The sequence below is a fragment of the Bacillus pumilus genome, from assembly GCF_900186955.1.
Classification (GTDB): domain Bacteria; phylum Bacillota; class Bacilli; order Bacillales; family Bacillaceae; genus Bacillus; species Bacillus pumilus.
On sequence record NZ_LT906438.1, the window covers coordinates 865,617 to 891,282 of the forward strand.

General features: G+C 41.1%; 29 protein-coding genes. 19 read left to right on the forward strand and 10 right to left on the reverse strand.

The window, feature by feature from the left end; all coding sequences use genetic code 11:
- Positions 1-200 precede the first annotated feature (200 nt).
- From CKW02_RS04180 to CKW02_RS04190, 3 genes are all read left to right on the forward strand, one after another.
- Positions 201-1,784: a helix-turn-helix domain-containing protein gene (locus tag CKW02_RS04180; protein WP_003217791.1), complete on the forward strand. Its 1,584-nt coding sequence runs from the start codon at positions 201-203 to the stop codon at positions 1,782-1,784.
- Between the two features lie 138 nt (positions 1,785-1,922).
- Positions 1,923-2,852, forward strand: a complete 930-nt coding sequence (locus tag CKW02_RS04185) for an ABC transporter substrate-binding protein (RefSeq protein ID WP_003217859.1) — start codon at positions 1,923-1,925, stop codon at positions 2,850-2,852.
- A gap of 12 nt (positions 2,853-2,864) precedes the next feature.
- Complete coding sequence (locus CKW02_RS04190) at positions 2,865-4,580, forward strand: ABC transporter ATP-binding protein (protein ID WP_003217814.1); 1,716 nt, start codon at positions 2,865-2,867, stop codon at positions 4,578-4,580.
- Between the two features lie 79 nt (positions 4,581-4,659).
- Here the strand turns inward: CKW02_RS04190 and CKW02_RS04195 are convergent, their stop codons facing one another.
- Entirely contained in the window at positions 4,660-4,986 is a 327-nt protein-coding gene (locus CKW02_RS04195) for a YnfA family protein (protein ID WP_003217839.1), read from the reverse strand.
- Positions 4,987-5,342: 356 nt separating this feature from the next.
- Here CKW02_RS04195 and CKW02_RS04200 point away from each other — a divergent pair, with 356 nt between their 5' ends.
- The 6 genes from CKW02_RS04200 (at position 5,343) to CKW02_RS04225 (ending at position 9,185) form a co-directional block, all read left to right on the forward strand.
- Positions 5,343-5,909 (forward strand): RNA polymerase sigma factor, encoded by a 567-nt coding sequence (locus CKW02_RS04200; RefSeq protein ID WP_003217788.1) that lies wholly within the window; start codon positions 5,343-5,345, stop codon positions 5,907-5,909.
- Positions 5,906-6,652, forward strand: coding sequence for an anti-sigma factor (locus tag CKW02_RS04205; protein WP_003217802.1), 747 nt, complete (start codon positions 5,906-5,908; stop codon positions 6,650-6,652). The genes CKW02_RS04200 and CKW02_RS04205 overlap by 4 nt, the downstream gene beginning before the upstream one ends.
- Before the next feature lie 95 nt (positions 6,653-6,747).
- Positions 6,748-7,251: a hypothetical protein gene (locus CKW02_RS04210; protein WP_003217827.1), complete on the forward strand. Its 504-nt coding sequence runs from the start codon at positions 6,748-6,750 to the stop codon at positions 7,249-7,251.
- Positions 7,252-7,341: 90 nt separating this feature from the next.
- The gene (locus CKW02_RS04215; RefSeq protein ID WP_003217820.1) at positions 7,342-8,367 is read left to right on the forward strand and encodes a zinc-binding alcohol dehydrogenase family protein; all 1,026 of its coding nucleotides are present in this window, start codon (positions 7,342-7,344) and stop codon (positions 8,365-8,367) included.
- Positions 8,364-8,891: a YfiT family bacillithiol transferase gene (locus tag CKW02_RS04220; protein WP_003217850.1), complete on the forward strand. Its 528-nt coding sequence runs from the start codon at positions 8,364-8,366 to the stop codon at positions 8,889-8,891. The genes CKW02_RS04215 and CKW02_RS04220 overlap by 4 nt, the downstream gene beginning before the upstream one ends.
- 12 nt (positions 8,892-8,903) lie before the next feature.
- Positions 8,904-9,185 (forward strand): hypothetical protein, encoded by a 282-nt coding sequence (locus tag CKW02_RS04225; RefSeq protein ID WP_003217872.1) that lies wholly within the window; start codon positions 8,904-8,906, stop codon positions 9,183-9,185.
- Positions 9,186-9,207: 22 nt separating this feature from the next.
- On the opposite strand, the gene CKW02_RS04230 is transcribed toward CKW02_RS04225, so the two are convergent.
- Positions 9,208-9,687 (reverse strand): MarR family transcriptional regulator, encoded by a 480-nt coding sequence (locus tag CKW02_RS04230; protein ID WP_003217817.1) that lies wholly within the window; start codon positions 9,685-9,687, stop codon positions 9,208-9,210.
- 168 nt (positions 9,688-9,855) lie between these two features.
- Between CKW02_RS04230 and mprF the strand changes: the two genes are divergently transcribed.
- From mprF to CKW02_RS04245, 3 genes are all read left to right on the forward strand, one after another.
- Positions 9,856-12,426, forward strand: coding sequence for a bifunctional lysylphosphatidylglycerol flippase/synthetase MprF (mprF, locus tag CKW02_RS04235; RefSeq protein WP_003217829.1), 2,571 nt, complete (start codon positions 9,856-9,858; stop codon positions 12,424-12,426).
- Positions 12,427-12,517: 91 nt separating this feature from the next.
- Positions 12,518-13,066 (forward strand): thioredoxin family protein, encoded by a 549-nt coding sequence (locus tag CKW02_RS04240; protein ID WP_003217810.1) that lies wholly within the window; start codon positions 12,518-12,520, stop codon positions 13,064-13,066.
- A 336-nt stretch (positions 13,067-13,402) separates the two neighbouring features.
- On the forward strand, positions 13,403-13,870 hold the full coding sequence (locus CKW02_RS04245; RefSeq protein ID WP_003217856.1) for a thiol-disulfide oxidoreductase DCC family protein: 468 nt from the start codon (positions 13,403-13,405) through the stop codon (positions 13,868-13,870).
- 36 nt (positions 13,871-13,906) lie between these two features.
- Here the strand turns inward: CKW02_RS04245 and CKW02_RS04250 are convergent, their stop codons facing one another.
- Positions 13,907-15,163: a transcriptional regulator gene (locus CKW02_RS04250; protein WP_003217806.1), complete on the reverse strand. Its 1,257-nt coding sequence runs from the start codon at positions 15,161-15,163 to the stop codon at positions 13,907-13,909.
- Positions 15,164-15,435: 272 nt separating this feature from the next.
- On the opposite strand from CKW02_RS04250, the gene CKW02_RS04255 reads away from it, so the two are divergent.
- Positions 15,436-16,023, forward strand: coding sequence for a nitroreductase family protein (locus CKW02_RS04255; RefSeq protein ID WP_003217860.1), 588 nt, complete (start codon positions 15,436-15,438; stop codon positions 16,021-16,023).
- Positions 16,024-16,063: 40 nt separating this feature from the next.
- On the opposite strand, the gene CKW02_RS04260 is transcribed toward CKW02_RS04255, so the two are convergent.
- The 3 genes from CKW02_RS04260 to CKW02_RS04270 all read right to left on the reverse strand — a co-directional run bounded on the left by CKW02_RS04260 (position 16,064) and on the right by CKW02_RS04270 (position 17,340).
- A complete protein-coding gene (locus tag CKW02_RS04260; RefSeq protein WP_003217852.1) occupies positions 16,064-16,219 on the reverse strand; it encodes a YfhD family protein in 156 nt (51 codons plus the stop codon).
- Positions 16,220-16,280: 61 nt separating this feature from the next.
- Positions 16,281-16,391, reverse strand: coding sequence for a YfhE family protein (locus CKW02_RS04265; protein ID WP_017358836.1), 111 nt, complete (start codon positions 16,389-16,391; stop codon positions 16,281-16,283).
- A 52-nt stretch (positions 16,392-16,443) separates the two neighbouring features.
- Positions 16,444-17,340 (reverse strand): TIGR01777 family oxidoreductase, encoded by an 897-nt coding sequence (locus tag CKW02_RS04270; protein ID WP_003217821.1) that lies wholly within the window; start codon positions 17,338-17,340, stop codon positions 16,444-16,446.
- 94 nt (positions 17,341-17,434) lie between these two features.
- On the opposite strand from CKW02_RS04270, the gene recX reads away from it, so the two are divergent.
- Positions 17,435-18,226, forward strand: coding sequence for a recombination regulator RecX (gene recX / locus CKW02_RS04275; protein WP_003217875.1), 792 nt, complete (start codon positions 17,435-17,437; stop codon positions 18,224-18,226).
- A gap of 3 nt (positions 18,227-18,229) precedes the next feature.
- The gene (locus CKW02_RS04280) at positions 18,230-18,544 is read left to right on the forward strand and encodes a YfhH family protein (RefSeq protein WP_003217779.1); all 315 of its coding nucleotides are present in this window, start codon (positions 18,230-18,232) and stop codon (positions 18,542-18,544) included.
- A 165-nt stretch (positions 18,545-18,709) separates the two neighbouring features.
- On the opposite strand, the gene CKW02_RS04285 is transcribed toward CKW02_RS04280, so the two are convergent.
- Positions 18,710-18,883, reverse strand: coding sequence for a YpzG family protein (locus tag CKW02_RS04285; RefSeq protein WP_003217811.1), 174 nt, complete (start codon positions 18,881-18,883; stop codon positions 18,710-18,712).
- Between the two features lie 25 nt (positions 18,884-18,908).
- A complete protein-coding gene (locus tag CKW02_RS04290) occupies positions 18,909-19,058 on the reverse strand; it encodes a small, acid-soluble spore protein K (RefSeq protein WP_003217849.1) in 150 nt (49 codons plus the stop codon).
- Positions 19,059-19,174: 116 nt separating this feature from the next.
- On the opposite strand from CKW02_RS04290, the gene CKW02_RS04295 reads away from it, so the two are divergent.
- From CKW02_RS04295 to CKW02_RS04305, 3 genes are all read left to right on the forward strand, one after another.
- The gene (locus CKW02_RS04295) at positions 19,175-19,447 is read left to right on the forward strand and encodes a YfhJ family protein (RefSeq protein WP_003217809.1); all 273 of its coding nucleotides are present in this window, start codon (positions 19,175-19,177) and stop codon (positions 19,445-19,447) included.
- A 288-nt stretch (positions 19,448-19,735) separates the two neighbouring features.
- Positions 19,736-20,719, forward strand: coding sequence for a glycosyltransferase family 2 protein (locus CKW02_RS04300; RefSeq protein WP_003217835.1), 984 nt, complete (start codon positions 19,736-19,738; stop codon positions 20,717-20,719).
- Between the two features lie 87 nt (positions 20,720-20,806).
- The gene (locus tag CKW02_RS04305) at positions 20,807-23,398 is read left to right on the forward strand and encodes a YfhO family protein (protein ID WP_003217824.1); all 2,592 of its coding nucleotides are present in this window, start codon (positions 20,807-20,809) and stop codon (positions 23,396-23,398) included.
- Between the two features lie 23 nt (positions 23,399-23,421).
- Here the strand turns inward: CKW02_RS04305 and CKW02_RS04310 are convergent, their stop codons facing one another.
- Positions 23,422-24,555: an FAD-dependent oxidoreductase gene (locus CKW02_RS04310; RefSeq protein ID WP_003217845.1), complete on the reverse strand. Its 1,134-nt coding sequence runs from the start codon at positions 24,553-24,555 to the stop codon at positions 23,422-23,424.
- A 206-nt stretch (positions 24,556-24,761) separates the two neighbouring features.
- On the opposite strand from CKW02_RS04310, the gene CKW02_RS04315 reads away from it, so the two are divergent.
- Positions 24,762-25,229 (forward strand): DinB family protein, encoded by a 468-nt coding sequence (locus CKW02_RS04315; RefSeq protein WP_003217857.1) that lies wholly within the window; start codon positions 24,762-24,764, stop codon positions 25,227-25,229.
- A gap of 2 nt (positions 25,230-25,231) precedes the next feature.
- Here CKW02_RS04315 and CKW02_RS04320 read toward each other — a convergent pair whose 3' ends face one another.
- A complete protein-coding gene (locus CKW02_RS04320; RefSeq protein WP_003217851.1) occupies positions 25,232-25,654 on the reverse strand; it encodes a regulatory YrvL family protein in 423 nt (140 codons plus the stop codon).
- Between the last annotated feature and the right edge of the window lie 12 nt (positions 25,655-25,666).

Below are 25,666 nucleotides of genomic sequence, written 5' to 3' on the forward strand. Positions count from 1 at the left end.
TTATTTTAGCCCTTTGTCTTCTTTTCAGCGTGAATTGAAAACCCTTGAAGTCTAGGAAGTTTGAGCACTGGAGCGGAGCGAATTCAACATTCGTGAGCACCAGCGCGCAGATCTGACAACGAATGCGAGGGTTTGTCTACACGCTGGGGTGGTGCCGCAACGGCATCACCTTTTTTATCGCTGAAAGGAGGTATCCGTAGATGAACGCACAAATGGAAACGATGTTACATATGAAAAAGAAAATTCAGATGTGTCTAAAAGCAAAACAAACGAACAGATGGCAGACAAAATCTCCAAGCGTTTTAACAGCTGATGGTACCGTTGTCATTCAGCTAGAAGGAATGGAGTACGAGCTTGACGGTGGGGATAGCCTGTTTATACGATCTCACATCCCTGTTGTCATCCGTTCTTTATCTAATCAGCAAGTCACAGTCTTTGCTGTTTCATTTGAACAATACATGCTCACAAATGATGCTGATGATGAATTAATTTATAAAATCAATTATGATACCCTGCCTGATAACGGGCAAGTGGTGATGGGCTCACCGGTATTATTTCATCATATTAAACGTTTAAGTGATCCCTCTTATTCAGAAAGTAGCCAAGTGAAGCTACTAAAGCTAGTACTGCAAATATTCCAGCAACAAAATGAAAAAACAATTCATGCTGATCATTATTCAATTCAAATGATTCTTCAATACATTGCAGAGCATTACCAACAAGAACTGACCCGTAAGGACTTAGCACATAAAATGGGCTTTAATGAAAGCTATTTCTCTACTTTTTTTAAGAAAAGCGTTGGAATGAGTGTCACAGATTATATTGCACAAATTCGAATAGATGAAGCAAAAAAGCTATTGTTCAAAACCGATGAACAGGTTCAGGCGATTGCACAAAGAGTAGGCTATACTGATAGCCTCTATTTCAGCAGAAAATTTCGTCAAAAAACGGGCAGATCGCCTAGTCAGTATCGACTGAGTCGCCAACCAAAACGAATTGCCGCTTTTCAGTTTGTAGGCTCTTTGCTTGCGCTTGGAGTGAAACCAATTTGCATGGAAGAAGATATTGCTCTTTATTCAGATCTGCTTCAAGGTCAACTCAGTGATGTCTTCGTCATTCATGAACATACACCTGACGACGTTTTGAAGGACATGAACTTAGACCTCATTTTAATGCCTGATTATTTCTATACAAACATAGAATGGATGAAACGTATGGAAAAATTCGCTCCTGTGCTTGTTTTTCCATATAGTCGCCTGAGTCCTGTAGAGGAGGTACTTTGTTTAGGTAGCCTCATCGGAAGGAGCGAAGAAGCAAAGCAATGGGTGGAGCGTTATGAGAAGCAAGCACAGAAGGAAAGAGCACGCTTGACGCCATTTTTAAAAGAAAAGGAAACGGTTGCTTTATATGAGATAAGGGGACATGACAAGGTGTATATGTGGTCTTTTCATGCGAGAGGAGCAATCAACCTATATAAAACGTTGGGGTTGATGCCCCCTGAAGCCATTCAAGAGGAGGTGCTGAAACCTGATAAACATGTTGTGATTCCGCTTGAGCGTTTAGCAGATTATGCAGCAGATCATATGTTTTTTATTGTGGCTGTTCGGCATGGATGGTACAGACATATGGACAAACGTATGAAGGAAAGTGATGTCCTGCGTAATTTACCCGCAGTGCAAAATGATACATTTTACCTGTTAAAACTAGAAGAATTTAGATTTGGTGAAGGGGAACGGGCGATAGAAATCATGAAACGATTCTCTCAATTTTTAATAAAAGAATAAGAGTTTCTAACAATTGTCCATAAACAAGTTATGACGATTATCCATAGACCGATAGAAAAGCGGTTGATAGAATACGAGAGACAAATAAATGATAATGGTTCTCAGTTATTCATCATGATATGGAGGAGAAAAGCAGTTATGAAAAAACAAGTCATATTTCTTAGTTTAATGGCTTTAGTGTTGTTATTTGCACTAGCAGCCTGCGGTCAAAAGGAAGAAAGTAAAAAAGCCGAAGAAAAAACAAAAACGGTTGACACAGTGAAAGGCAAGGTCGAGATTCCAGCAAATCCAAAGCGTATTCTCGTAGATGGCTATTTGGGTAGTGCTGTTGCACTAGGGGTAAAACCGGTTGGTGCCACAACACAAGATTTAAAAAACATACATCTCAAAGGCAAAGTGGATGGTGTGGCAGACATTAGTGATGAACGCTCCGCCGAAAAGGTGGCAAGCTTAAAACCAGACCTCATCATTTCAGCTGTAGACGATGAAAAGGTACTTGACGTCTACAGAAAGATTGCCCCAACGATTGTTTATCCGTTCGGTGTATTTAAAGATTCACAAGAAGAGATCACTACATTAGCCGGCATCTTGAATAAAGAAGAAGAAGGAAAAGCGTTTTTGAAAAAATTTGATCAACGTATAGAAGCTGCTAGAAAGAAAGTGAAAACAGTCATCAAAGAAGGCGAAACAGTGTCAATCTTGGGTGCATTTAAAAATGATGTCTATGTGTATGGGAATGGTATCTATCGAGGTGGACAAGCACTTTACGAACAATTGCAGCTTCAGCCGCCAAAAGAGGTTGCAGACACTATTCTAAATGGAAAGTCAGGATTTGAACATATTTCATATGAAGTGCTACCAAAGTATGCAGGTGATTATATATTTGTTGATGAAGCCAACGGAGGTACGTTCGATAAGAACAATTCAATATGGAAAAGCTTAAAAGCAGTGAAAAAGAATCAAGTACATGACTTGGATATTACGTATTTCTGGCCATTCGATCCAATAGCTATCGCCAATCAAGCAGAAAAATACGTAGAGATATTGACTGACTTATCTCAGAAGTAGGGGGGCTGTTTTTTGTTAAAACGATTTTTCTCCTATTACAAGCCATATATGGGGCTGTTTATATTAGATTTTTCCTGTGCCGTCATAGCGGCACTACTTGAATTATCATTTCCACTCGCGATCAGTATGGTTGTAGATGACCTTCTCCCAAACAGAAACTGGGAAATGATTCTCATTTGGAGTGGAATTTTACTGGCAGTCTATGTTGTCAGCTCAGCAATGAATTATGTGGTGACATATTTTGGACATAAGCTAGGTATCAATATTGAAACAGATATGAGAAGTCAGCTATTCACCCACGTACAAAAAATGTCTTTTCGATTCTTTGATCAAAAGAAAACAGGAAAGCTTGTTTCACGCATGACAAACGATTTAATGGATATTGGTGAAATCGCTCACCACGGTCCTGAAGATTTATTTATTGCAATGATGACTCTTACAGGTGCATTTGCCCTGATGCTATCAATTAATTGGCAGCTTGCCATCCTCACGTTTCTCATTGTCCCATTCTTAATAGGGCTATCGGTTTATTTTACGAAGAAAATGTCGATTGCCTTTGATCACATGTTTTCAAGTATTGGTCAATTCCATGCAAGGGTAGAGAATAATGTGAGCGGAATTCGAGTAGTGAAGGCATTTGGGAATGAAACGCATGAGGTTGATCGCTTTATTGAACACAATGAACAGTTTAAACAAACGAAATTAACCACATACAAAATGATGGCATTACACGCTTCGATTAGTCATCTGCTTATGAAGGGCGTCACCATCTTTGGACTTGTATGCGGGACATGGTTTGTGATGCAAAAGAATATGACCTATGGTGAATTCATTTCATTCGTCCTGCTGTCTGGAATCTTTTTAGGACCTATTCAACAAATTAATTCAGTCATTGAGACGTATCCAAAGGGAGTCGCAGGCTTTAAGAGATTTGTTTCGCTCTTAGATCAAGCCCCAGACGAAAAGGACGTCCCTGATGCGATTCATGTCGATGGGCTAAAAGGTGAAATCACATTTCATGATGTCAGCTTTGGTTATGAGAAGGACAGTTTGATCCTTGAGCATATTAATCTGAAGATCAAACAAGGGGAAACGGTTGCCATAGTAGGTCCTTCCGGTGCTGGTAAATCCACGCTATGCAGTTTATTACCAAGGTTTTATGAATGGCAATATGGAACCATTACGATAGACGGCATTGATAGTAGACAGATGAAGCTGTCTTCACTGCGTCAACAAATTGGAATAGTCCAACAAGACGTCTATTTATTTAATGGGAGCATTCGAGAGAACATTCTTTATGGAAAGCTTGATGCAACTGAGGATGAAATATGGCAGGCAGTTTCAAAAGCAGAGCTAAAAGAACTCGTCGAATCCCTACCCGAAGGTCTTGAGACAATGATTGGTGAAAGAGGCGTTAAGCTGTCAGGTGGACAAAAACAGCGTGTATCAATCGCTCGTATTTTCCTGAAAAATCCACCTATTTTAATATTGGATGAAGCGACCTCATCACTAGATACTGAAACAGAGGCTTCGATCCAACGATCACTAGAAGAGCTTTCAGAAGGTAGAACGACGCTAGTCATTGCGCATCGCCTTGCAACTATTCAACATGCAGATCGAATTGTTGTTGTGACAAAAGGTGGCATTGCAGAGCAAGGGAATCACAAAACATTACTAACGCAAAATGGCTTATATAAGCGCCTTTATGAAACACAATTCGGGGCATAAAAAGTCCATTAGGAGAAATGTGAAAGCCGGCAAATGAGCGCCGGCTTTTTTCTCATGACATGTATTGCAATCTTTTTCTCTAGTTTCTAGGGGCAAAGAGCATCATACTCACACCTATTAAACAAATAAGAGCGCCTACCCAATCGTACAAATCAGGCGTTTTTCGATCGACCCACCAGCCCCAAAACACAGCAAGAACCACAAACACACCGCCATAGGCCGCATAAACCCGTCCGAAAGTCGGGAACTGCTGGAAGGTAGGGATGACCCCATAAGCGACGAGGATGAGACTGCCGGCGATTCCATAGCTGACAGGTCTGGCTTCGCGCAGCCAAAGCCACACAAGATAGCCGCCGCCAATTTCTGCTATTCCTGCTAATAAAAAAAGAATGATCGTCAACATCATGTAAGGACACTCCAATTCATTTCGTTATCTTCTATTATGACATGTTGAAAAAATGCGTTCTACTTCATTTACATTGTGAGGGACATGAGAGTTTGCTAAAATCAACGGAACAGAGAATGGAAACACATGGATTCTTGACTTTTCAGATAGAAGTGATCCAAATGGCCTTGCTTTTCGTACAGTAAGTACATTCTCATGAGGAGCACACTTCCTTTTTCGGCGCTCTTTTTTTCTCCTTGAAAAAAGAGTAAAGTACAAAGTAGGCTTATTTCAGCAAATCGAGTGATAAGCAATACGTGAAGGATTTCATGATGAATGCAGCATGCTCTTTCTCATGAAAAAGGAAGGAGATGACCATGGATACACTGAAAGATTCTGAGCTGTATCACAAGATCAAATTTGATCGTCACAAGCCTTCGCTTGAAGTGCTGTATGATCGCTATGAACGTGTGTTATATTCGTTTATTTATAAAATGACTGGAAGTCGTGAGCTTGCGGAGGAAGTGCTGCAAGAAGTCTTTATCAAGCTCTGGCGCGGGATAGGAGAATATCATGCGGATAAAGGCAAATTCTCCTCGTGGTTATTCATGATGTCACGCAACACAGCCATCGATCTCCTAAGAAAGCACCGGAACGAAACGGCACTAGAAGATGAGCATATTGAATATTTAGCCGATCATCAAGAAGATGTATCAAAGGAAGTCGAATGGAACGAGGAAAGACAAATCATACGTGAAGCAGTATCTACATTGTCAAAAGAACAGCAAACCATCATAGAAGATGTCTATTTTAAAGGAATGACACAAAAAAGCATTGCTGAAAAACTAGGCATCCCCATTGGAACGGTGAAGGGAAGAGTTCGATTGTCATTGAAGCACTTACGGGCGAGACTGTCTCGCGGAGGAAAGGAGGAAGAGGCATGACTCAGTGTAAACATCAAGTGATTGATTATTTCAACGGGCATGTACAAGGAGAAGAAAAAGCACAATTTGAAGAGCACCTCAAGAACTGCTCAGCTTGCAAAGAAGAGCTTGAAGAATTGACATCGCTCATGTCTGACATTCCATTTCTAGCAGGTGACCAAACACCTCCGGCAGGGATGAAAGACCGTATTTTATCCCAGGTGTTTGAAGAAGAGACGGTCGAAGAAAAGAATAGCCATAGGAAAGAGCTCAAGGCAGCACGTGAACCAAACGAGATGAAACCACTGCAAAAGAAACGTAACCAATGGCTATTGCCACTTGTTGCCGCACTGCTTCTTATTTCAGCAGCTGGAAACGTGTATTTCTTATCGAATGGAAAAGAACAGGCGGAAGAACCTGTCAGGGTTGTAGCGACAAAATCACTGGCATCAGCCGCATCACCAAAAACAACGGGTGCTTTTTCAGTGATTGAGCATAACGGCAAAAAAGAGCTGGTGGTGAGTGCAGACGGATTAAAGGATCAGCTTGACTCATCTGCTGTTTATCAAGTATGGCTTATTAAAGGCGATCAGCCGGTGCCAGCCGGTGCCTTTCAAACAGATAACAAAGGAGAAGGAACCGTCACTTATGCGTTATCAGAAAAAGAAGCGAGTGAATCATGGGATACCGTGGCAGTCACCCTTGAACCAAAAAAGGATAACAAGCTGCCGCAAGGACCTGTCGTACTAAGCGCTGCATTTTAAATGTGATTCAGGAAGGGTGCCTTTGGGCATCCTTTTTTGATAGGCAAAGGGAACTTTTTGGCAAATCAGACGTAGTACTTATGGAGGTGAAACAGATGAAACCATACATAGAAAAAGAACTATTTCTCTTATCAGTGAGACACGCATGTATTGCCATTTATTTTCTTGTCATCCCATTTTTGATCCCATTCTTTTATCGCCCATCGCTTTTATTCATTACGCTCATTGCACTTTTTATCACTCATAACTTAGCGGAAAGTATCATTTGGTTTTATAAATCGAGAAAGATCAGAAAGCATCAGTCTGGGGATCTATCGAAACGAGGACATGTCTTGACCCAGATCGTGCAAAGGCTTGAACAGCTGATGATGATCAGTTTTGTGGTGTTTTTTATAAACGAATGGATACAGGGGATAGCAGATATGTCCAACCTCTTCTTCATTACTTTTTTCTTCATCATTGTTTTCCTGCAACACATCCAGTTTTATTACGTTCAGCTATTCTTTAAATCTAAAAGCTGGTTCTTTTATGTTCCTTCATGGCAAAGAGCTCGCCCTTCTTATATAGCGAGGGAGAAAAAGGCTTTGAATAGATCCTAAATCTGCAATCACTCGTTTAATCTATCCATAAACATCAGAAAATTATGATAAAATGTGGAAAAGAAGCATGGTGAAAGGGAGTGCGAGCGAGTGAAAGCTGTTGGACTATTGGAGTACTTACCGATTGAGCATGAGCAAAGCTTGATGGATCAGGAAGTAGAAAAGCCTAAAGCAACGGGCAGGGATTTACTGGTGAAAGTAGAAGCTGTGTCAGTGAATCCAGTTGATACGAAGGTGAGATCACCGAAGGATCAGAAGGAAGAAAAACTGAAAATTCTTGGCTACGATGCAAGCGGTACGGTTGTTGAAGTTGGCGAAGCGTGTACAGTATTTCAGCCTGGTGATCACGTGTACTATGCGGGAGATATCACGCGTCAAGGTTCAAATAGTGAGTATCAGCTTGTGGATGAACGGATTGTGGCAAAAAAGCCTGTTAATCTCTCCTTTGCAGAAGCAGCCGCGATGCCTCTGACGACGATTACGGCATATGAAGCGTTATTTGACCGAATGCATATGAAGCGAAATGCAGAAGGGGCAACACTGCTCATCATCGGCGGTGCAGGCGGAGTAGGTTCTATTGCCATCCAACTAGCCAAATTAGCAAATGCCACTGTAATCGCCACCGCATCAAGACCTGAAACAAAAGAGTGGTGTCTGTCATTAGGTGCTGATCATATCATTGATCATCATGAGCCGCTTCTCGCGCAGCTCCACGAAAAAGGAATAGGCGAAGTGGATTTCATTTTATGCCTAAATGATACAGACGGACACTTCAAAGGCATGGCAGAAGCCATCAAACCGCAAGGCACGATCTGTACCATTGTCGAGAATCAGCACAACTTAGACATTCAATTACTCAAAAATAAAAGTGCTGCATTTGTATGGGAGTTCATGTTCACACGCCCTATGTACAAAACAGCGGACATGATCAAACAGCATGAGCTTTTAACAGAGGCGGCTGAGTTATTTGAACAGGGGAGATTAACGCATACGTTAACAAAGGTTCTCAGTCCGATCAATGCTGCTAACTTGAAGCAGGCACATCAAACCCTTGAACAAGGAAAGATGATTGGTAAGTTTGTACTAGAAGGATTTGAGAAAGGGGAGAGGGTATGACGTCATTACAATATCCGATTGGCTTATATGAACCGGTTGAAAATAAAACAAAGGAACAGCTAGAGTCATGGATTGATCAGTTGGGTGCGATTCCACAAGAATATGAAACAGTCACCAATCAATTGACAGATGCTCAGCTGGATACACCCTATCGGCCTGGAGGATGGACCGTCCGTCAGCTCATTCATCACGTAGCAGACAGCCATCTGAATGCATACTTACGATTCAAGCTTGCGCTCACAGAAGAAATACCGCACATCCGTCCATATGATCAGGCGGGATTCGCCGAGCTTCCAGATAGCAAAGCGCCCATCAGCCTATCACTGCCCTTAATCAGCAGTCTGCATCGCAGATGGGTTACATTACTTCGAGGGATGTCAGAGGAAGACTTCACTGCATCTTATTATCACCCAGCCGATCAACAAACGGTGTCCTTATATGATGCAACAGGTATGTACGTCTGGCACTCAAAGCATCATCTTGCCCATATCACGGAATTAATCAAAAGAAATCAATGGAATTAAAGGAGTCATGACATGTCTGGTAGAAGAATTGTCGGCGCCATGTTTATTTGTATGGCGGCATTGTTTTATATAGCAAAATATGTGCTTTTTGAGATACGCTATAGTAATAGCTTAGGCTCAGAAAGAACGATTGAGGAACTTGAACAGATACTGCCTGGCGGTACGTGGATCAGTATCTTTTTTCTTATCATCGGTTTAGGTTATATTTTATGGGACGACAGGGAAGTCATTCGTAAAAATCTCTTCACCCCAGATCGACAAGTAGAAGAACTAAAAAAGACGGATCTCAAGTGACCGTCTTTTTTCCTTTTCATGTTTAGCCGCGTTCAGGACGCAGTGCTTTTTCTAAAATAGCCAGCCCTTCGTTGACTTTTTCTTTTTCCTCGTCATTGAGCCGTTGCAGGGAGTTTTTGATTTTTTCGTGTCCTTTTTGATAAATGCTTCTAAAAATATTTTTCGCTTCCTCTGTTAGTTCGACGACAATGATTCTACGGTCACGCTCAGAGTGTTTTCGTTCAACAAAATGAGACTGTTCTAACCGGTCAAGCAGGCCTGTCATATTGGACAAAGAAGCGCCCATTTTTTCAGCGATTTCGGATACCTTGAGAGAGCCATGGTTATTGAGTAGCATGAGTACCTTCATTTGAGGCATACTCATATCAAGCTTCATCCATTCTGACACATCTCCAAGACCTGCAGCTGTGAGTACTTTCATATAGAGCACCCATGTCTTTTTTTCCTCTGGAGATAGAATCTCTTCTTTTAATACGGTGGTGTCATGAATATTATATTCCACGCTCGTTCACTTCCTTTAAGCGGCTCTTTTCTCTATATTACTGATTTTTACTTCTAATTGAAAGGTTCGACAAGCTTTTGAATGTTAAACTGCATGAATCAAGTGGTATTTGTTGTATAATAATGGTCAGTCGAAATAAATGAAGCAACTTAGAAAGTTGGGAAAATCATGTGGAACAAAAAAACGGGTATGACGATCTTAAAAATGCTTTTTCCGATCGTGATTATCCTTGTCTTAATTTTCGTCGCCAAGAAGGAACTGAGCGGTCTTTCCATTAAAAAAACGTTTTATATCATTGACAGCTTGAATCGGATGGACTTGTTTATTCTTGTTTTTCTTGGACTTGTCGCAGTGTTATCGATGTCCTTATATGATTTTATTTTACGAAAAAGCCTGAATATGCCCATCAGCGGCTGGAAAACGATTCGCATTTCTTGGATTGCGAACTCTTTTAACAGTGTCCTTGGGTTCGGCGGTCTATCAGGAGCAGGGCTTAGAACACTTCTATACAAGGAGTACATAACCGATACGAAAAAACTGCTCAAAGGCATTGCCCTTTTGACTTCCTCGGTTCTTTTGGGCTTATCTATTTTCAGTGATCTGATCTTGGTGAGGGTGCTTCCTGTTGAAAGTATTATTAGCCAAGAGCCGTGGCTATGGGCCTTTGTGATCATCTTTGCTTGTATTGTGCCTATTTACATCATTATGGCGTCCGTACGAAAAAGCTCGATTGAGAGCGGTGAAAGCGGACTGAAGCATCCGATTTACGCTTATATCGGAGCATCGTTTTTAGAATGGCTGGCAGCTGGTCTCGTCATGTACATGGCTGTCGTCTCTATGGGGATGAATGTCGATGTCCGGATTGTATTAGGCGTATTTGCGATTGCGTCAATCGGCGGTTTAATCAGTATGGTTCCGGGCGGATTTGGTTCATTTGACCTCATCTTTTTACTGAGCATGCAGTACATTGGGTTTGATAAAGAGATGGTGCTGACGGCGCTCGTTTTGTACCGCTTCGTGTACTCGATCTTCCCGTTTATCCTTGGGCTTTGTCTAGCTGCTTACGATTTAACGGGAACGACGCTTAGACGTCTTGAAGGCAATCCGAGAATGGCACCTGCCGTAGAAACAACAAACGTCTTAATTGTGTTGCACCGTGCTTTATTAATCCGTTTACTGTACGGATCAGTATCAATTTTAACTTTCGGAAGCGGCTTGCTCATCATGGCGTCTGTTGTGCTCCCTGTCGATCGATTAGGCGTGATTACGAGCATTCCACGCTTTCTATTATCAGGATTTAATGGTCTTTCTTTAATGTTCGGCATCATCCTGATGATTTTGTCCATTGAAGTGTATAAACGAACAAAAAGATCGTATGTGCTGACGATGATCGCCCTAGCAGGCGGCTTTGTGTTTACTTTGTTAAAAGGATTTAACCTGAGTCTCATCTTTATTCTGCCAGTCATCATGGCTGTATTTTTCTCTCTTCGAAATCAATTTGTGAAGCAGCAGGCTCCTTATTCCTTGTATCAGTTTGTGGCGGCTGCCGCTGGTTATTTACTCGTGCTGTTTAACTATAATGTCATCGGCAACTTTATTTGGACAAAAATTGGACATTTCTTGAGTAGGGATTACCTCGTGCATAATGAACGGCATATCACAATGACAAGCATGATTGCTCTCATCGGTGTACCACTTTTCTTTTTCATTAGTAAATTGATTTTTAATAAAAAAGCATTCTCGATTGGAGAAAAAGCAGATGAGGAAAAATTAAAAACGTTTTTAGAGGAAAAGGGCGGAAATGCCCTCAGTCATCTTGGCTTTTTAGGCGACAAAAAACTATTTTTCTCAAGTGATGGAGAGGCGATGCTTCAATTTGGACGCATTGGCCGCTGCGTCATTGTGCTTGGAGATCCATCTGGACGTAAAGCATCCTATCCACTTGTACTTGAAGAGTTTCTACAGCAGACAGAAAAAGCAGGCTATCGCGTTGCTTTTTATCAAGTAGAACGGGAAGGGATGGCGCTCTACCATGACTTAGGCTTTCACTTCTTTAAGCTTGGAGAAGAAGCCATGGTCGATTTAGAAACGTTCTCTCTTTCCGGTAAGAAAAAATCAAATTTACGGGCTGTGGCCAATAAGTTTGAACGAGAAGGCTATACGTTTGAAATGCTGGAACCGCCTTTTTCAGATGAGCTCATCTCAACCTTAAAACAGATTTCTGACAGCTGGCTCGGAAAGAAAAATGAAAAAGGGTTTTCGCTCGGCTATTTTCAAGAAGATTATCTTCAAAAAGCACCGATTGCGATTCTGAAGGATGAACAAGGGGAAATCATTTCTTTTGTATCACTAATGCCGATGTATCAAGAAGGGGAGATTTCCATCGACCTAATGCGTCATATGCATGATGCACCGAACGGGATGATGGATGCGCTGTTTATCCACCTTTTTCAATGGGCGAAAGAAAAAGGCTACAAATTCTTTAACATGGGAATGGCGCCTTTATCGAATGTAGGAACATTTCATCAATCCTTCCTCACGGAGCGTTTGGCGAGTGTTATTTTCAACAACGTCAGATTTATGTACAGCTTCAGCGGATTACGGTCGTTTAAACAGAAATATAAACCTGAATGGCGCGGAAAATACTTAGCGTATAAAAAGAATACATCATTACCTGTCACAATGGTGCTTGTCACCAAGCTGATAGGGATGGACCCAAATCGCAACCGGCGTCCATAGATCAAAAGCCTTTACCTTTCACTAGGTGAAGGTTTTTTTAGACAAAAGAATAGCAAAAGTGGTAAAGTTGAAGAGTAAGGGGGATGTAAATATGACATTAAATGAATGGTTTAAAAAGGGATTAACTGAACGTACATATGTACACAACATGGAGAAAAACCGAGAAAATCTACTCACGGTGTACAACCAGTACGCAATTCATCAAAAAGAAAAAGAGCTGCTTCAAAAGCTGCAAAAGAAAAAGCTCAGAGCGCTTGTCATCACAGCGGATTGGTGCGGAGATGCGATGGTCAATGTACCAATTTTCATGCGTATTGCAAGTGAAGCACTCATTGATGCGCGCTATTTCATTCGGGACGAGCATCTAGATCTGATGGATCAGTATTTAACGAACGGGACCGCAAGATCGATTCCGATTATCGTGATCATTGATCAGGATGGGAATGAAGTAGGTAAATGGGGACCACGCTCAACAGAAGCACAGCGATTTGTTGATGAGAAAAAACCCGACAAGGATGCCCCTGATTTTGAGGAAGCTTTTCAAGTATTTGCGAAAGAAGCCGCACATCACTATACGACAGATCGTTACTTATGGAAAGATATTGAGAAAGAAATAGTAGAAGTTTTGGAAAAAATATAAACCAAAAGACTACTTCGCCGCAACGGGAAGTAGTCTTTTTTTATCTTGTTTTTGCGTCTCACCTACAAAACACCGCATAAAGATGTAGAAAAACCGCAGAATTCTACAAAAAACCGCAGAAAACCGCAACGCATCACGATTTTCCCAACCATTTTTAGTTGAAAAACCTCATATGTGCCATGAAAACCTTAATTTTGCCCTTATCTAAAGGCTCATATAACGCACGTTGGTTTGCTTTTTCCCAATACAAGAGGCCCAGCAACTATAGTAATCTAGTTGTAATCTCCTTTGAACGAACTAAAAAACAAATGACGGAAAAGGGCTGGCGATCAATCTATGAAAAAAATCATTTATCTCGATCAAGAAAAAAAGAAGCTCGCTGAATCGAAAAAAAGAGAACAGCGTTCCATCAAATCACTTAGGCTGCTTGTGTTTTATGACGGGCAAAGTCCTTCATGTGCAAAAGCGATGGACTTGTTGAAAGCTCTCGATTGGAAGAACCGTATTCATTTTGAATCCTTTAGACACTCGCAGCTGCTCAAACTGAACAAAATAAGTGAAGAAAAGGCTGAAAAGCGAATCGTGTCAATTTCCTTAGCCAAAAACCAAAAAAACTCAGGGATCTATACATGGCTGAAAATTGCTTGCAATATCCCTGCATTATGGGGAACGATCCCATTCATCGTGCTCAGCATTTGGTTAGGTTTTGGTCAGCATGCGTACGATTACTTTGCGAGAAAACGGTATGTTCATTCAGTCAAACAAGTCACCCGTCCTGATACAGATCAACAGAAGACCATTTAATGAATAGGAAAAGCATGACCTTCGATCGGCAGAAGGTCATGCTTTTTTGTAATAGGGTACATATGATGCAAGATGATGAAGCAGCGTTCTCGTGTAGGACATATAGGTACGTTCGTCAAGCTCAGAACCCGCATAGGAAAGCAAGGTTCTAAGAGCAAACAAGTACTCACTGTGCAGCTCATTTTGTTTAAAGTAAGGAAGAGCTGCTTCGATCAAATAGGTTTTCAAATCAAGAGGGTTTTCCTCAATCATCAATTTAAAGATTTTGATCATATATAAACAGTTTGGCTGAATACGAGGCTGTTTTAACAGCTCATGTATGTAGGGAAGGGCCTTTTTGCGGTCGTATTCAGCATATAAGGTCGCGATTTCATACAGAGTTTCACAGTAACGGTCTTCTATCTGTTCTTGATTAAAGTAATTGAGTGAATCTAGTAAATAAGGCACAGCTGAAGAAAAATCGCCTTCCCGTTTTAAGAGCACCCCGTAATAAAAATAAGCGGTCATTTTAATATAGGCATCAGGATAAAGGGACGTGTGCAAAATCACTTCTTTTAAATATTTCTTCGCCGTTTGAAAGGCTTTTAGTTCCAGTGAGATCACGCCATGAATGAGTGTGCAGTGAATGATCCGCTTGAAATTGTTCTTTTGTCTATATAAATCCATGGCTTGATGGGTTGCTTCAAGCGCATCGCCAAGAAGTCCCATGTTTCCAAGTGCTTTTGCATAGTGATAATACAGGTCACTTTGTTCAACAGACGCGTAAGAAAAGCAGCTCTCAAGTTTCTTTATCCCTTCTTCAAGCTGACCATTTGTAATGAGATGAATGCCATCTAGATATTCAAATATTTCTTTTTCCGTTTCAATAAAGGTTTTTTCAAACTTTTTAAGCACGCGGTGTGTTTTTAAGGCAAGTGGCTGCTTGTCCGATAATAAATAAAATTGAAATAGGGACAAATGATACTGAATGCCTAAATCTAGCGAAAAGAACTGTTCTTCGTGCTGAATGATCATTTCTGCATTTTGTTCAGCTTGATCGAGTGCATAGAAATACATATTCATTTGAAACTCATCTAAGAGTGACAGCAGGTGACGCGCCTTTTGTGACAGCGTTTCTTGACTGATGCCAAGTCGTTCAAGCAGTAAATTGATCGTATCTTGATTGGCCTCCTTTGAGCCATTTTCGATTTTACTTAAATGAGAGACAGAACAAATTCCTTCTGCCAATTCAGATTGGGTCATATTTTGTTTATACCGGTAGAGCTTGATGATTTGCCCGATATTGATTTTCATTCCATCCAGAAGCCTCCCTTCCAATCATGGTTTGAAAGCCTTTTGACAAAATAACCGCATTAGACAAAATGGGAATAACTAAACCTATTTCATCATCTTGGGTTTTTTATCAAAATTTGTTTAAAACGTAATATGATTGTAACATTACTTGAAAAACTCAAACAACTTTTTAGCAGAAGGGATGGGAAACATCATTTGCAACTGCTCGCAATGATGTTTATAATGTGAATGAGAATCAATTTCAATTAAGATTGATTGAAAGGATGACACATATGCCAGAAATCAAACAACAAACAGAAGCGTTAACGGTACGAGACGCTGTCAGATATAGACGATCCATTCGAAAATTTAAAGAAACGCCGGTGACCATTGAGCAGCTTCAGCCGTTATTAGAGGATGCGGTCTATGCACCGAATCATAAAATTACGGAGCCTTGGCGCTTTCTATATGCGGTGACGGAGGAAGCGAAAGCGACATTTATTGATCGCTTCATTGCGTTCTTCAAGCGCAACAATCCAGATGCAAAGGAAGAAAAGATCAATCAATATAGAGATTACTTTTCAAAAGTCCCAGCCCTTTTACTTGTGGTGTTAAAGGAAGACGAGAACCCAGTGGTAAGAAATGATGATTTTGCCGCTGTGAGCGCGCTCATTCAAAACTTCCAGCTGCTTGCTTGGGATCAAGGAATCGGTATGGTCTGGAAGAGCGGCCGCATCTTATACGACAAAGGCTTTCAACAGGACATGGGCCTAAAGGAAAACGAGCGGTTTGCTGCCATCCTTCATATTGGTTATCCAGAAGAGGTGCCTGAGGAAAAATCACGTCAGAAAGCATCAAGTCTTCTTACTGAAATTCAATAAAAGAAGAAAAGCAGACCGCAAAAGGGTCTGCTTTTTTTACTTATTGTTTTTTGGCGCGCTGATCGGCTGCTTTCATACGTGCCATTGCTTTTACGTCATTCGGATCTGCAAGTTCTTTGGAAAATTCAACATATTCGCCATCCGACTCTTGTGCTGCAAGTTCGTGATTGGCTTTTTGGTGTTGGTCTTTTTTCAAAGCCTTTCCCTCCTTTACAAGATCACTTTAGTTATGTGCTTGTTGGAGTGGAATATCCATCTTATTTGTTTCTTTTTTCTGCTGCTCTTTCCGCTTTTTTGAATTCCTGCTGATACAGGACTTCCTGGGTTTTCTTCAGCTTTGAAGTTGGCTGGTGTTCTTTTTTCTTCATCAAAATCGCCCCCTCATCTCATTTCTAATAGGATGGGTGTTTTTGACAAAAATTATTCCTTTGAATGCAAAATCGCTTCTTTTAATTCAGGATGCAAAAAGTCATAAGAAGAAAGCAATGCCTTCTTCGGCAGCGCACGCTGACCTTCTAAAACAAGTAATGACATTTCGCCAAGTGCCGTTCGAATGACAAAGGATGGGACCTTCAGCCAGTGAGGGCGGTGAAGGGCAGACGCTATCGTTTGTCCAAGCTGCTTCATTTGAACAGGATTCGGTGATGTGACATTGAGTGGACCTGAGATGTCGTCATTGTGTATTGCATAAGCAATGAGATGTGCTACATCTTCGACATGAACCCATGAAACCCATTGCGAGCCGGAGCCAATCGTTCCGCCGGCAAATAGTTTATATGGCAGTGTCATCAGTGGCAAGGTACCTTTTTCTCCTAACACGACGCCGAAGCGTGTGTAGACGGTACGAATGCCGAGTGCTTCAATCTTTTGCCCCTCAGCTTCCCAACGCTTTGATGTATGACTTAAGAAATCAGTATCCGCAGGAGGTGATTCCTCTGTAAAATCTCCTGTTTGAGACGTGCCATAAATTCCGACAGCACTTGCTTGAATGAGCACAGATGGTTTCGATTCCTGCGCTTCTATAATGCGCCTTACTTCTTGTGTGGATTGAATACGGCTAGAGAGGATGCCTTCTTTTGCCTTGTCTGTCCAGCGGGTGAAAATGGATTTTCCAGCAAGGTTAATCCAGACATCAATCGCAGGAAGTTCATGCTCAGGTGCAGCACCTTCTGTCAGCCACTGCACATAGTGTAAATGATTTTGTTCGGATTCCTTTGGATTTCTTGTTAAAATATATAGATGATGTCCTTCAGCAGCGAGCACTTTCGTGACGTGCCGGCCGATAAAACCGGTTCCTCCGGTGATGGCGATATTCAATTGACATCTCTCCTCTCATATACATACCTATATCTTTCACGATTTTGAATCAGAAGAAACATCCTGACTGTTTTAAAAAAGGAGTGATCACAGGATGCCCTATATTACAAAAATCTCCGCTCAGAAAAACAATACAGAGCGGGTGAACATTTTTCTAGATGAAAAATACGCCTTTAGCGTTGATCTAGATGTGCTCGTCCAGCACGATTTGAAAAAAGGGAAAGAGCTGGACGAAGCAGATATCATCGACATTCAATTCGGTGATGCTGTGAAAAAAGGATTTCAGCAGGCCGTCGATTATTTATCCTACCGAATGAGATCGGTGAAAGAAGTAACCGATTATTTGACGAAAAAAGAAATCCCGGCACCTGCTATTAGTGAAATTATACACAAATTAAAGCATTACAAGTATGTAAATGATCTTGAATTTGCGGAAGCCTATGTCAGCACCCACCGTAAAACGAATAGCAAAGGGCCGTCCGTCCTGAAAAAAGAGCTAAAGCTCAAAGGGATAGATGATGACAACATTGAACAAACACTATCGCAATATCCTGATGACTTACAGCTGGAGGAAGCTGTGAAGCAGGTTGAGAAGCTTGTGAGAAAAGAAAAAAATCGTTCCGCAAAAGAGATCGAGCAGCGCATCAAGCTGCAGCTGCAGCGAAAGGGATTTTCGTTTGGGATCATTGATAAAGCCCTTCAAGAAGCCTATGATGGACAAGAAGAGGAAAAGGAAGAAGAAGCCCTCCTCTATATGCTGGAGAAGGCAAAACGCAAGGTAGGATATGACGGGTCATTTGAAAAAAAGATGAAGGTGAAGCAATTTTTATTCAGAAAAGGCTTCGATCTCGATACAATTGATCACGTTTTAGACAAAGGGGAATGACAGATGGACAAACGTTATAGTGAGATGACGGAATACGAATTGAAGCAAGAGATTGCCTCTCTTTCTGAAAAAGCACGAAAGGCTGAGCAGCTTGGCATTGTGAATGAATATGCCGTCTTAGAACGGAAAATCGATATGGCCAAAGCCTACTTATTAGATCCAGCCTTGATTCAAACCAAAACGACTTATCAAATCAAAGATACAGACGAAGCGTTTTTTGTGGAATATTTAAATGGTGTATTTGCGTGGGGACACAGAGTATCAGCTCCAAATAAGGAAGATGCACTGCCAATTTCAATGCTTACGCAAAAGGACTGATCCAGTGTGTAGGCAAACCATCGCATTCAGCGCTAGTCCTGCGTGCCGGTGCTCACGAATGTCAAATTCGCTCCGCTACGGTACTCGTCCTTCCTAGGGCTGCAAAGGTTTTCTATCACGCTGAAAAGAAGACAAAGGACTGATCCTAGAGATCAGTCCTTTTCTTTACTTCGAACGTTGTTTACGGACGTTGTTCTGAAGTACGATGTCGTGCTGCGTTTGCTGCGTTTCTCCGTTGACCTGAGAGGCAGAATGCTTTGCATTCGCCCATGGTTGAGGGTAAGCGGTTGTCCTTAATTGAACAAAGTCTTCCATATACGATTTCCCATTTGAACTCATATCTCAAGCACTCCCTTTGGAAAAATTAGCGTTTCCCTGATGCCCTCATTCGTTCCTGTGGACGTGTATTCGTCTCACCATTCGGCCTTTTAGACGCATAAGCATCTGTGGCGCCTGGCTCGCCTTCAAATTTGTGATTCACTTGATTTGGAAAGCCTTTTGCTTTATTACGCATCTCGATTCCCTCCAAACAATACAAATCATTTGCGTCTTTTGAAGACGTAAGGGTAGTATATGAAAAAAGAGGTTTTTTTAAAAAGGCACTTTCTGCTAGATGAAGGAGGAACATGCATGGAACAATACTTTGAGCGACTAACAGAACAACTCATGGAAAAAAACAATATGCTGACATATGATGAAGCACGTACATGGGTAGAGCTGCTTTGGAGTGATTTTGAAACGACCTATGCAAAGGCTGGCCACAAGTATAAAGGACAGGAAACAACTGAACGGATTGTCCAAGAGTGGATTGAGAGCTACGGTGCGCAGCTGCATTTATTCCAAAATAAACAATCGAAGGCAAACGAGCATCTACAAGAGCAGAATAAAGGGCTGCTTCATTAAAAGAAGTGCCCTCATCTTTTTCAAGAAATAGGAAAATATATAAATGAGTAAACAATTTTATGATACAATACCCAGTCTGTGATCGAAATTACAGGCTTTTTACAATGGTTAAACTTAAAATTACATTAAATTCATCTTACTGAAAATCACTGGAAATAAAACTTTGATATAATGGAACGATTAAAGAGACATGTAATTTATGGATAATAAAAAAGGGTTTCGTTTCCTGACAAAAAAGGAATAATGAACATATCAGACTATGTGAAAAAAGTGAAGAGAAGGTGCGATATGGAACGAGAATTGCTCTCTGTTATAATTCCTTCTTACAATGAAGGTGAAAACATCAGACGAATCTTTGAGGCACTCGAGGAAGAGTTTCGCGATTTTCATTATGACTTTGAAATCATCTTTGTGAATGATGGAAGCAAAGACAACACACTTCAATATATGAGAGAGCTCTCTCGCAAAAGTGCAAAGGTCAAATACATTTCCTTCTCACGTAACTTTGGGAAGGAAGCCGCTATTCTGGCAGGACTTGAATATGCGAAGGGAGTAGCTGCGATCATCATGGACGCCGACTTGCAGCACCCAACGTATTTGATTCAGGACTTCGTCAGAGGATATGAAGAAGGCTACCATCAAGTCATTGCCAAACGGAACCGTAAAGGAGACAGCAAGCTTCGCTCTTACTTATCATCCATGTACTATAAAGTGATGAACAAGGTAGTCGAAGTGGACTTGCGTGATGGCGTCGGAGATTTCCGTTTAATTTCGCGCCAAGCAATTGATGCATTACTTCAGTTGAAAGAAGGAAATCGTTTTTCAAAAGGGCTTTTTTGCTGGATTGGGTTTGAAGAAAAGGTCATCTATTATGAAAATGTAGAAAGACAGCATGGTGATACAAAATGGTCACTAAAGAAGTTGTTTAACTATGGCATAGATGGCGTCATTTCCTTTAACAACCGCCCGCTGCGTATTTGTTTTTATACTGGCATACTGATCTTATTCCTTTCTTTGATTTACATCGTTGCCACCTTTATTCAAATCGTCAGAACGGGCGTGATGGTACCTGGTTATTTCACTTTAATATCGGCTGTGCTTTTCCTCGGAGGTGTCCAGCTTTTGAGTCTAGGTGTGATTGGAGAATATATTGGCCGCATTTATTATGAAACGAAAAAGAGGCCACATTATTTGATCCAAGAATCAAATGTCATGCAGCAAGAGACAAGCTCTAAGGAACAAGACCGAGTGTTAACACAGTTATTTAAATAACGTGGAGTCAAATAACCGGCAAGCACGTATCGCTTGCTGGGTTGTTTTGTTTCAAAGAACAATGGATCTTTTGTGGAAAGGATTTAGATGATGAAACGTAGATGGATAATCATTGGAATGTGCATCATTCTCGCATTATTAGGCCACTCCTTTTTCTTATATGAATATACGCAAGGCCGGTACATGACAGGAGATGGGGATGGCATCTCGCAAATGCTCCCATTTAAAAAGCTGCTTTACGACGAATATGTCAAAGGGAATTTCTTTTATTCCTATCAATTCGGTCTAGGCGGCGGTACATACACGCAATTAGGGTATTATTTCACAACGTCGACGGTCTTTATGGTGACAGTCGCTGTCGTCTGGCTGATGAATGCGCTCCATCTCATACAGTCAACGGACATTCATTTCTGGGCAAATGCCGTGATTTGGCTGAGTGTAATCAAGCTGACGCTTATTCTTTTCATCGCTTACCGTGTGCTTCTTTCAATGGTTCAAAATAGATTGGGTGCACTGACAGGTGCCGCAATCTATGGATTATCTATTGTATATTTCCGGCATCAAACGTTTTGGGAATTTTTCACCGACAGCATGATGTGGCTCCCGCTGCTTGTACTTGGGGTTGAGCGGATATTCAAAACGGGTAAGCCCGCTTGGTTTATTGCGAGTTGCAGTTTGATGCTGATCAACAACTTTTACTTTGCTTACATTCACTTTATCTTTTTAGCGATATATCTTGTCTTCAGATATATGATCAAGCTGCGAAGTGAGGAGCGTGGGTGGAAGGTGTTTTGGACGCTTGCGATCTCTACACTGCTATCCTTTGGGATCAGTGCCGCCTTTTTTATCCCGTCTGTTTATGGCTTTCTTAACAATATAAGACCGCCGTATGAACAGGCCATTCCTTGGTTCGAACTGCATGATCATCTGCTGTTTACGAGCAGGGTGTATTTATTACCCGTGATTTTTCTGATTTGTCTGTTTCTCGTACCGCTTTACCGGAACAGATGGTTTTTCATGTTCACATCCATGAGTATGTTGCTCATTGTTTTTCACTTTAGCCCAAAGATGGCGAGTGTGTTTAATGGTTTTTCAGCACCACAGTACAGATTTGAATACATTCTTGCCTTTACAGTTGGAGCGGTCGTTGCCATCACGATCAAGCATTTCTCACAAATCGAGTGGAAGTGGAAAAAGCGTGCGGTCTTAGGCGCTTGGATCGTGTTCCTACTCGCAGTCGCCCTTTCAGAACGAGCAAAGGGAAACATGGATGTCGTTGTGTTTACAGGTATAGGACTGCTTGTGATCAGCTTGTTCTTCCTATGGATGCATGCCGAAAAACGTCATCACCTTCGTCTCTTTTCAGCTGTGCTTATTGCCATCAGCTTACTGACAGCAGGCGTGTATCAGCAGGGATACTTATCTGAAAGAAGCAATATTAAGAGCGTATCAGATACGTATCTGAATAGTGAGGCATATGCTGGACATGAACAAATGAAGCTCATTCGGCAAATTCAAAGCCGCTCAAAAGATCCGCTCGCCCGGATTGATTGGATGAATGGCGTGCGAAACAATACCCCATTATTTGAAGGCTTCCAAGGCATGAGTGTGTATTCAAGTATATTGAATCAGCATTTGCTCAATTTCTATTGGAATGACCTGCAAATCGATATGGGACGGGAAAGTGTCAGCCGGTATGCAACAATGGGGGACAGGGCGAATTTATACAGCCTGACCTACGGAAAGTATTATATGAGAAACAGCATGATGCCTTACTCACCACCAGCTTATTTTAAGCCAATCTTGAAAAGTGAGCATTATGAGGTATATGAAAATACTCGGTCACTGCCATTTGCAAGAACAACGAGCACCGTTTATTCAGAACAATCCTTAAAGGATGCCTCAGCACTTGATAAAGAGCATGCGATGCTGCAAGGCGTCATTTTAGACAAAAAAGGAAACGCTGAAATTGAGCACGCAGCAGATCGACTCAAAGATACGAATATTCATACGGAACAAGCTGTATACGAACATGGCGTGCTTGATGTATACGGAGAAATGGGCGGTCTGAATATCACACTGCCAGATGACATCGCTCGCGCTGGGGATGTGTATGTGAGCTTTTATGTGAAGCGGACCGACCGTAACGAAGGATTTCAGTTATCCGTTGACGACTATGTCACATCAAGAAAAAGCAATACATCCATCTACAAAACAGGTGTCAATGAAGTGACGATTCGGGTCCCAGCGGAAAAGATCCTCTCCATTCGAGTACCAAAAGGGACATACGAGCTCAATCAACTGAAGCTGTATCAAGAGCCTTACCGCGTCCTAGAGAAAGCATATGAAAAAGAAAAACAGGATGATGGCAACCAGCAGGTAAAGCTCGAAAACAACCGCTTTACTATTTCATATGATAACAAACGCAGTGATGACTACATGATTCTGCCCGTTCCATATGAAAAAGGCTGGGAGCTCACGGTAAATGGACACAAAACCGATATCGAAAAAGCCAACTACACTTTTATTGGGTTTCCAATAGAAAAAGGTGAGAACGAGATTGTGCTAACCTACTATCCACCTTATATCAGAATTCTCGCATTGATTTCACTCGTCAGTTTGATTTGTGCGATCCTCTATGCACGGAGACAACATAAGAAACACCACTTTTCATCATAAGTGGTGTTTTTTTGTCTTTCATCTCATACGTAAGTTTCTTCATCCCATTCAATCGTATATTCGTTCATTTTTTTATCAATATCGTTTTGAATACTTATGTGCTGAAATAGCGCGTTCAATTCTTCTGTCCTCTTTCTTCGATCCTTTTCATAATAATAGAACGCATCTCGATCATCATGATCCCTTAGCATCTTTGCTATGACCATGGCATCTTCTAGACTATACGATGCTCCTTGACCAACAAAAGGATTTGCTGTATGTACAGCATCACCTATAAGAACAACTCGTCCTTTTGACCACACAGGAAGACCCTTTATTTCATAGATACTTCTTGGAAAGAACATGTCTGTATGATCGATGATGTCAGATAGGTGTTTAGGAATGTTCCAATGTTCCATTTGTTTATATAATAACTGTCGAATGGTTTCTTTATTGGCTTTCTCAAAATGTTTTGTAGGTAACTTCTCAGGACACTGAGAGAAAGCTTGCCATAAAATATTCATTTTATTTGTTGGATGCGCTTTTCCAAAAATGAATTGAAAGTTTCCGTCATTGTAAAAATAACTTGTTGCCTCATCCAATACAAAATCCTTCACAAACGATACTCCTTGCAGTCCCCAAAAACCGCTATAATCTAATTTAGCATTAAACGCAATAGCCTCTCTTGTTTTCGAAAAAGTTCCATCTGCTCCTATTATGATATCACCTGTTATCTCAGTTTCATCTTCAAAAAGAACCTGTACGGAATGAGGCAGCTGTTTGATCGAGGTTAACTTTTTGTTGTATTTCACTTCTATTCCTTGACGGTGAACTTCTTTTAAAAGTGATTTGATGATTTGGTCTCTCATGACGTTCAGTAAAGGGGCATCATAATATTTTTCACTATAATTGTGAAAGATCGCTTCTACTTCATTTTCACTGTTTATTTGCTGGATCTTCTTTATCACTGTTGCATTTGCTATCACTTCATTTTTACACCCGATTTCATCCAAAATCTTTACCCCATTCGGAGACAGTAAAAAACCTGCTCCTGTTTCTAATTCTTCATCTGACCTGCTTTCATAAATCGTACTTTCCATCCCAGCCTTTTTTAAAAATAAAGAAGTAGCCAATCCTGCTACACCACTGCCGATAATGATCACATTTTCAGATTTCATTATTTCCCCTCCTCTTTTATAAACAGACCAGTCGGTTTATTTTAGTGCAAAAAAATAAGCTTTTTCATATAGGACAGCGTATCACAATTCCCCCTTTTCATTTGGTAATTAAAGTATATGATAATATGTTATAAATGATTTCGCAAGAATGAAACTAACCAATTTCTGATCAACTTCTTTTAAAAACATGAAGGGGATAACAAAACATGAACAAAGACACCGTGATAAAACACTACGAACACACCCTTGAATGGGTACTGTCACTAGCGGATGTAACAGACGAAGAATGGCGCCGCGCCATTGCTGATGGAAAGTGGAGCATTGCTGAGATCATCGCACATTTTGTTCCGTGGGATGAATTTATTTTACATGATCGCCTAAAGGAATTTTGGAACGATCGGGCGTTATGTAAGGCACCTGATGTGCATGAAATGAATCGAAAGTCAGCCGAAAGGGCAAGACACGAAAAGAGAAGCGAGACGATTGGGCGATTTATTGCTGTCAGAACAGAATTGCTTCAAGAAATGAAGAAAATCGAAGCATCTCGCTGGACTACACCCTTTCTGATCGGTCAAACCGAGCTGACGTTATCAAGTTATTTTCCAGGCTTAATTAAGCATGATCTCCATCATATGGAGCAGGTTAAACAAGCGCTCTCAACAGAAAGACGATAGCCTCACGATGCTTCTTTCTCAAATGGAAACGTCGCATAATCAAACAAAAAATGAAATAGCCAAAGACTAAGCGCAAAGAGAATTTCTTCAGAAGTAGTCAGCAAAATGCCGTCAACCAATTCGTCTGATAAATAGACAGCACCCCAAATAAACAAAAGGTGAAGTAAGATGGCATAGAAAACGATGGATCGTTTTTTGGACCGGCATTTTCGAACAAACCGTATGAGCACGTGTTCCAGATGTTCAAAAGAGATCCCGAGTACAACATAGATGCCCATAAACAGTAGCAGCGATAAAATCGATTGATAAAAAGCACCCGTCAAATGAAAGAACAGCACACAAAACAACAAAAATATGTAACAGATAGCTGATAGCGCCATCAGCCATTTCAACCCTTGCCAAAAAGCGTGAACAGATTGCTGCATGGGTAAACAACA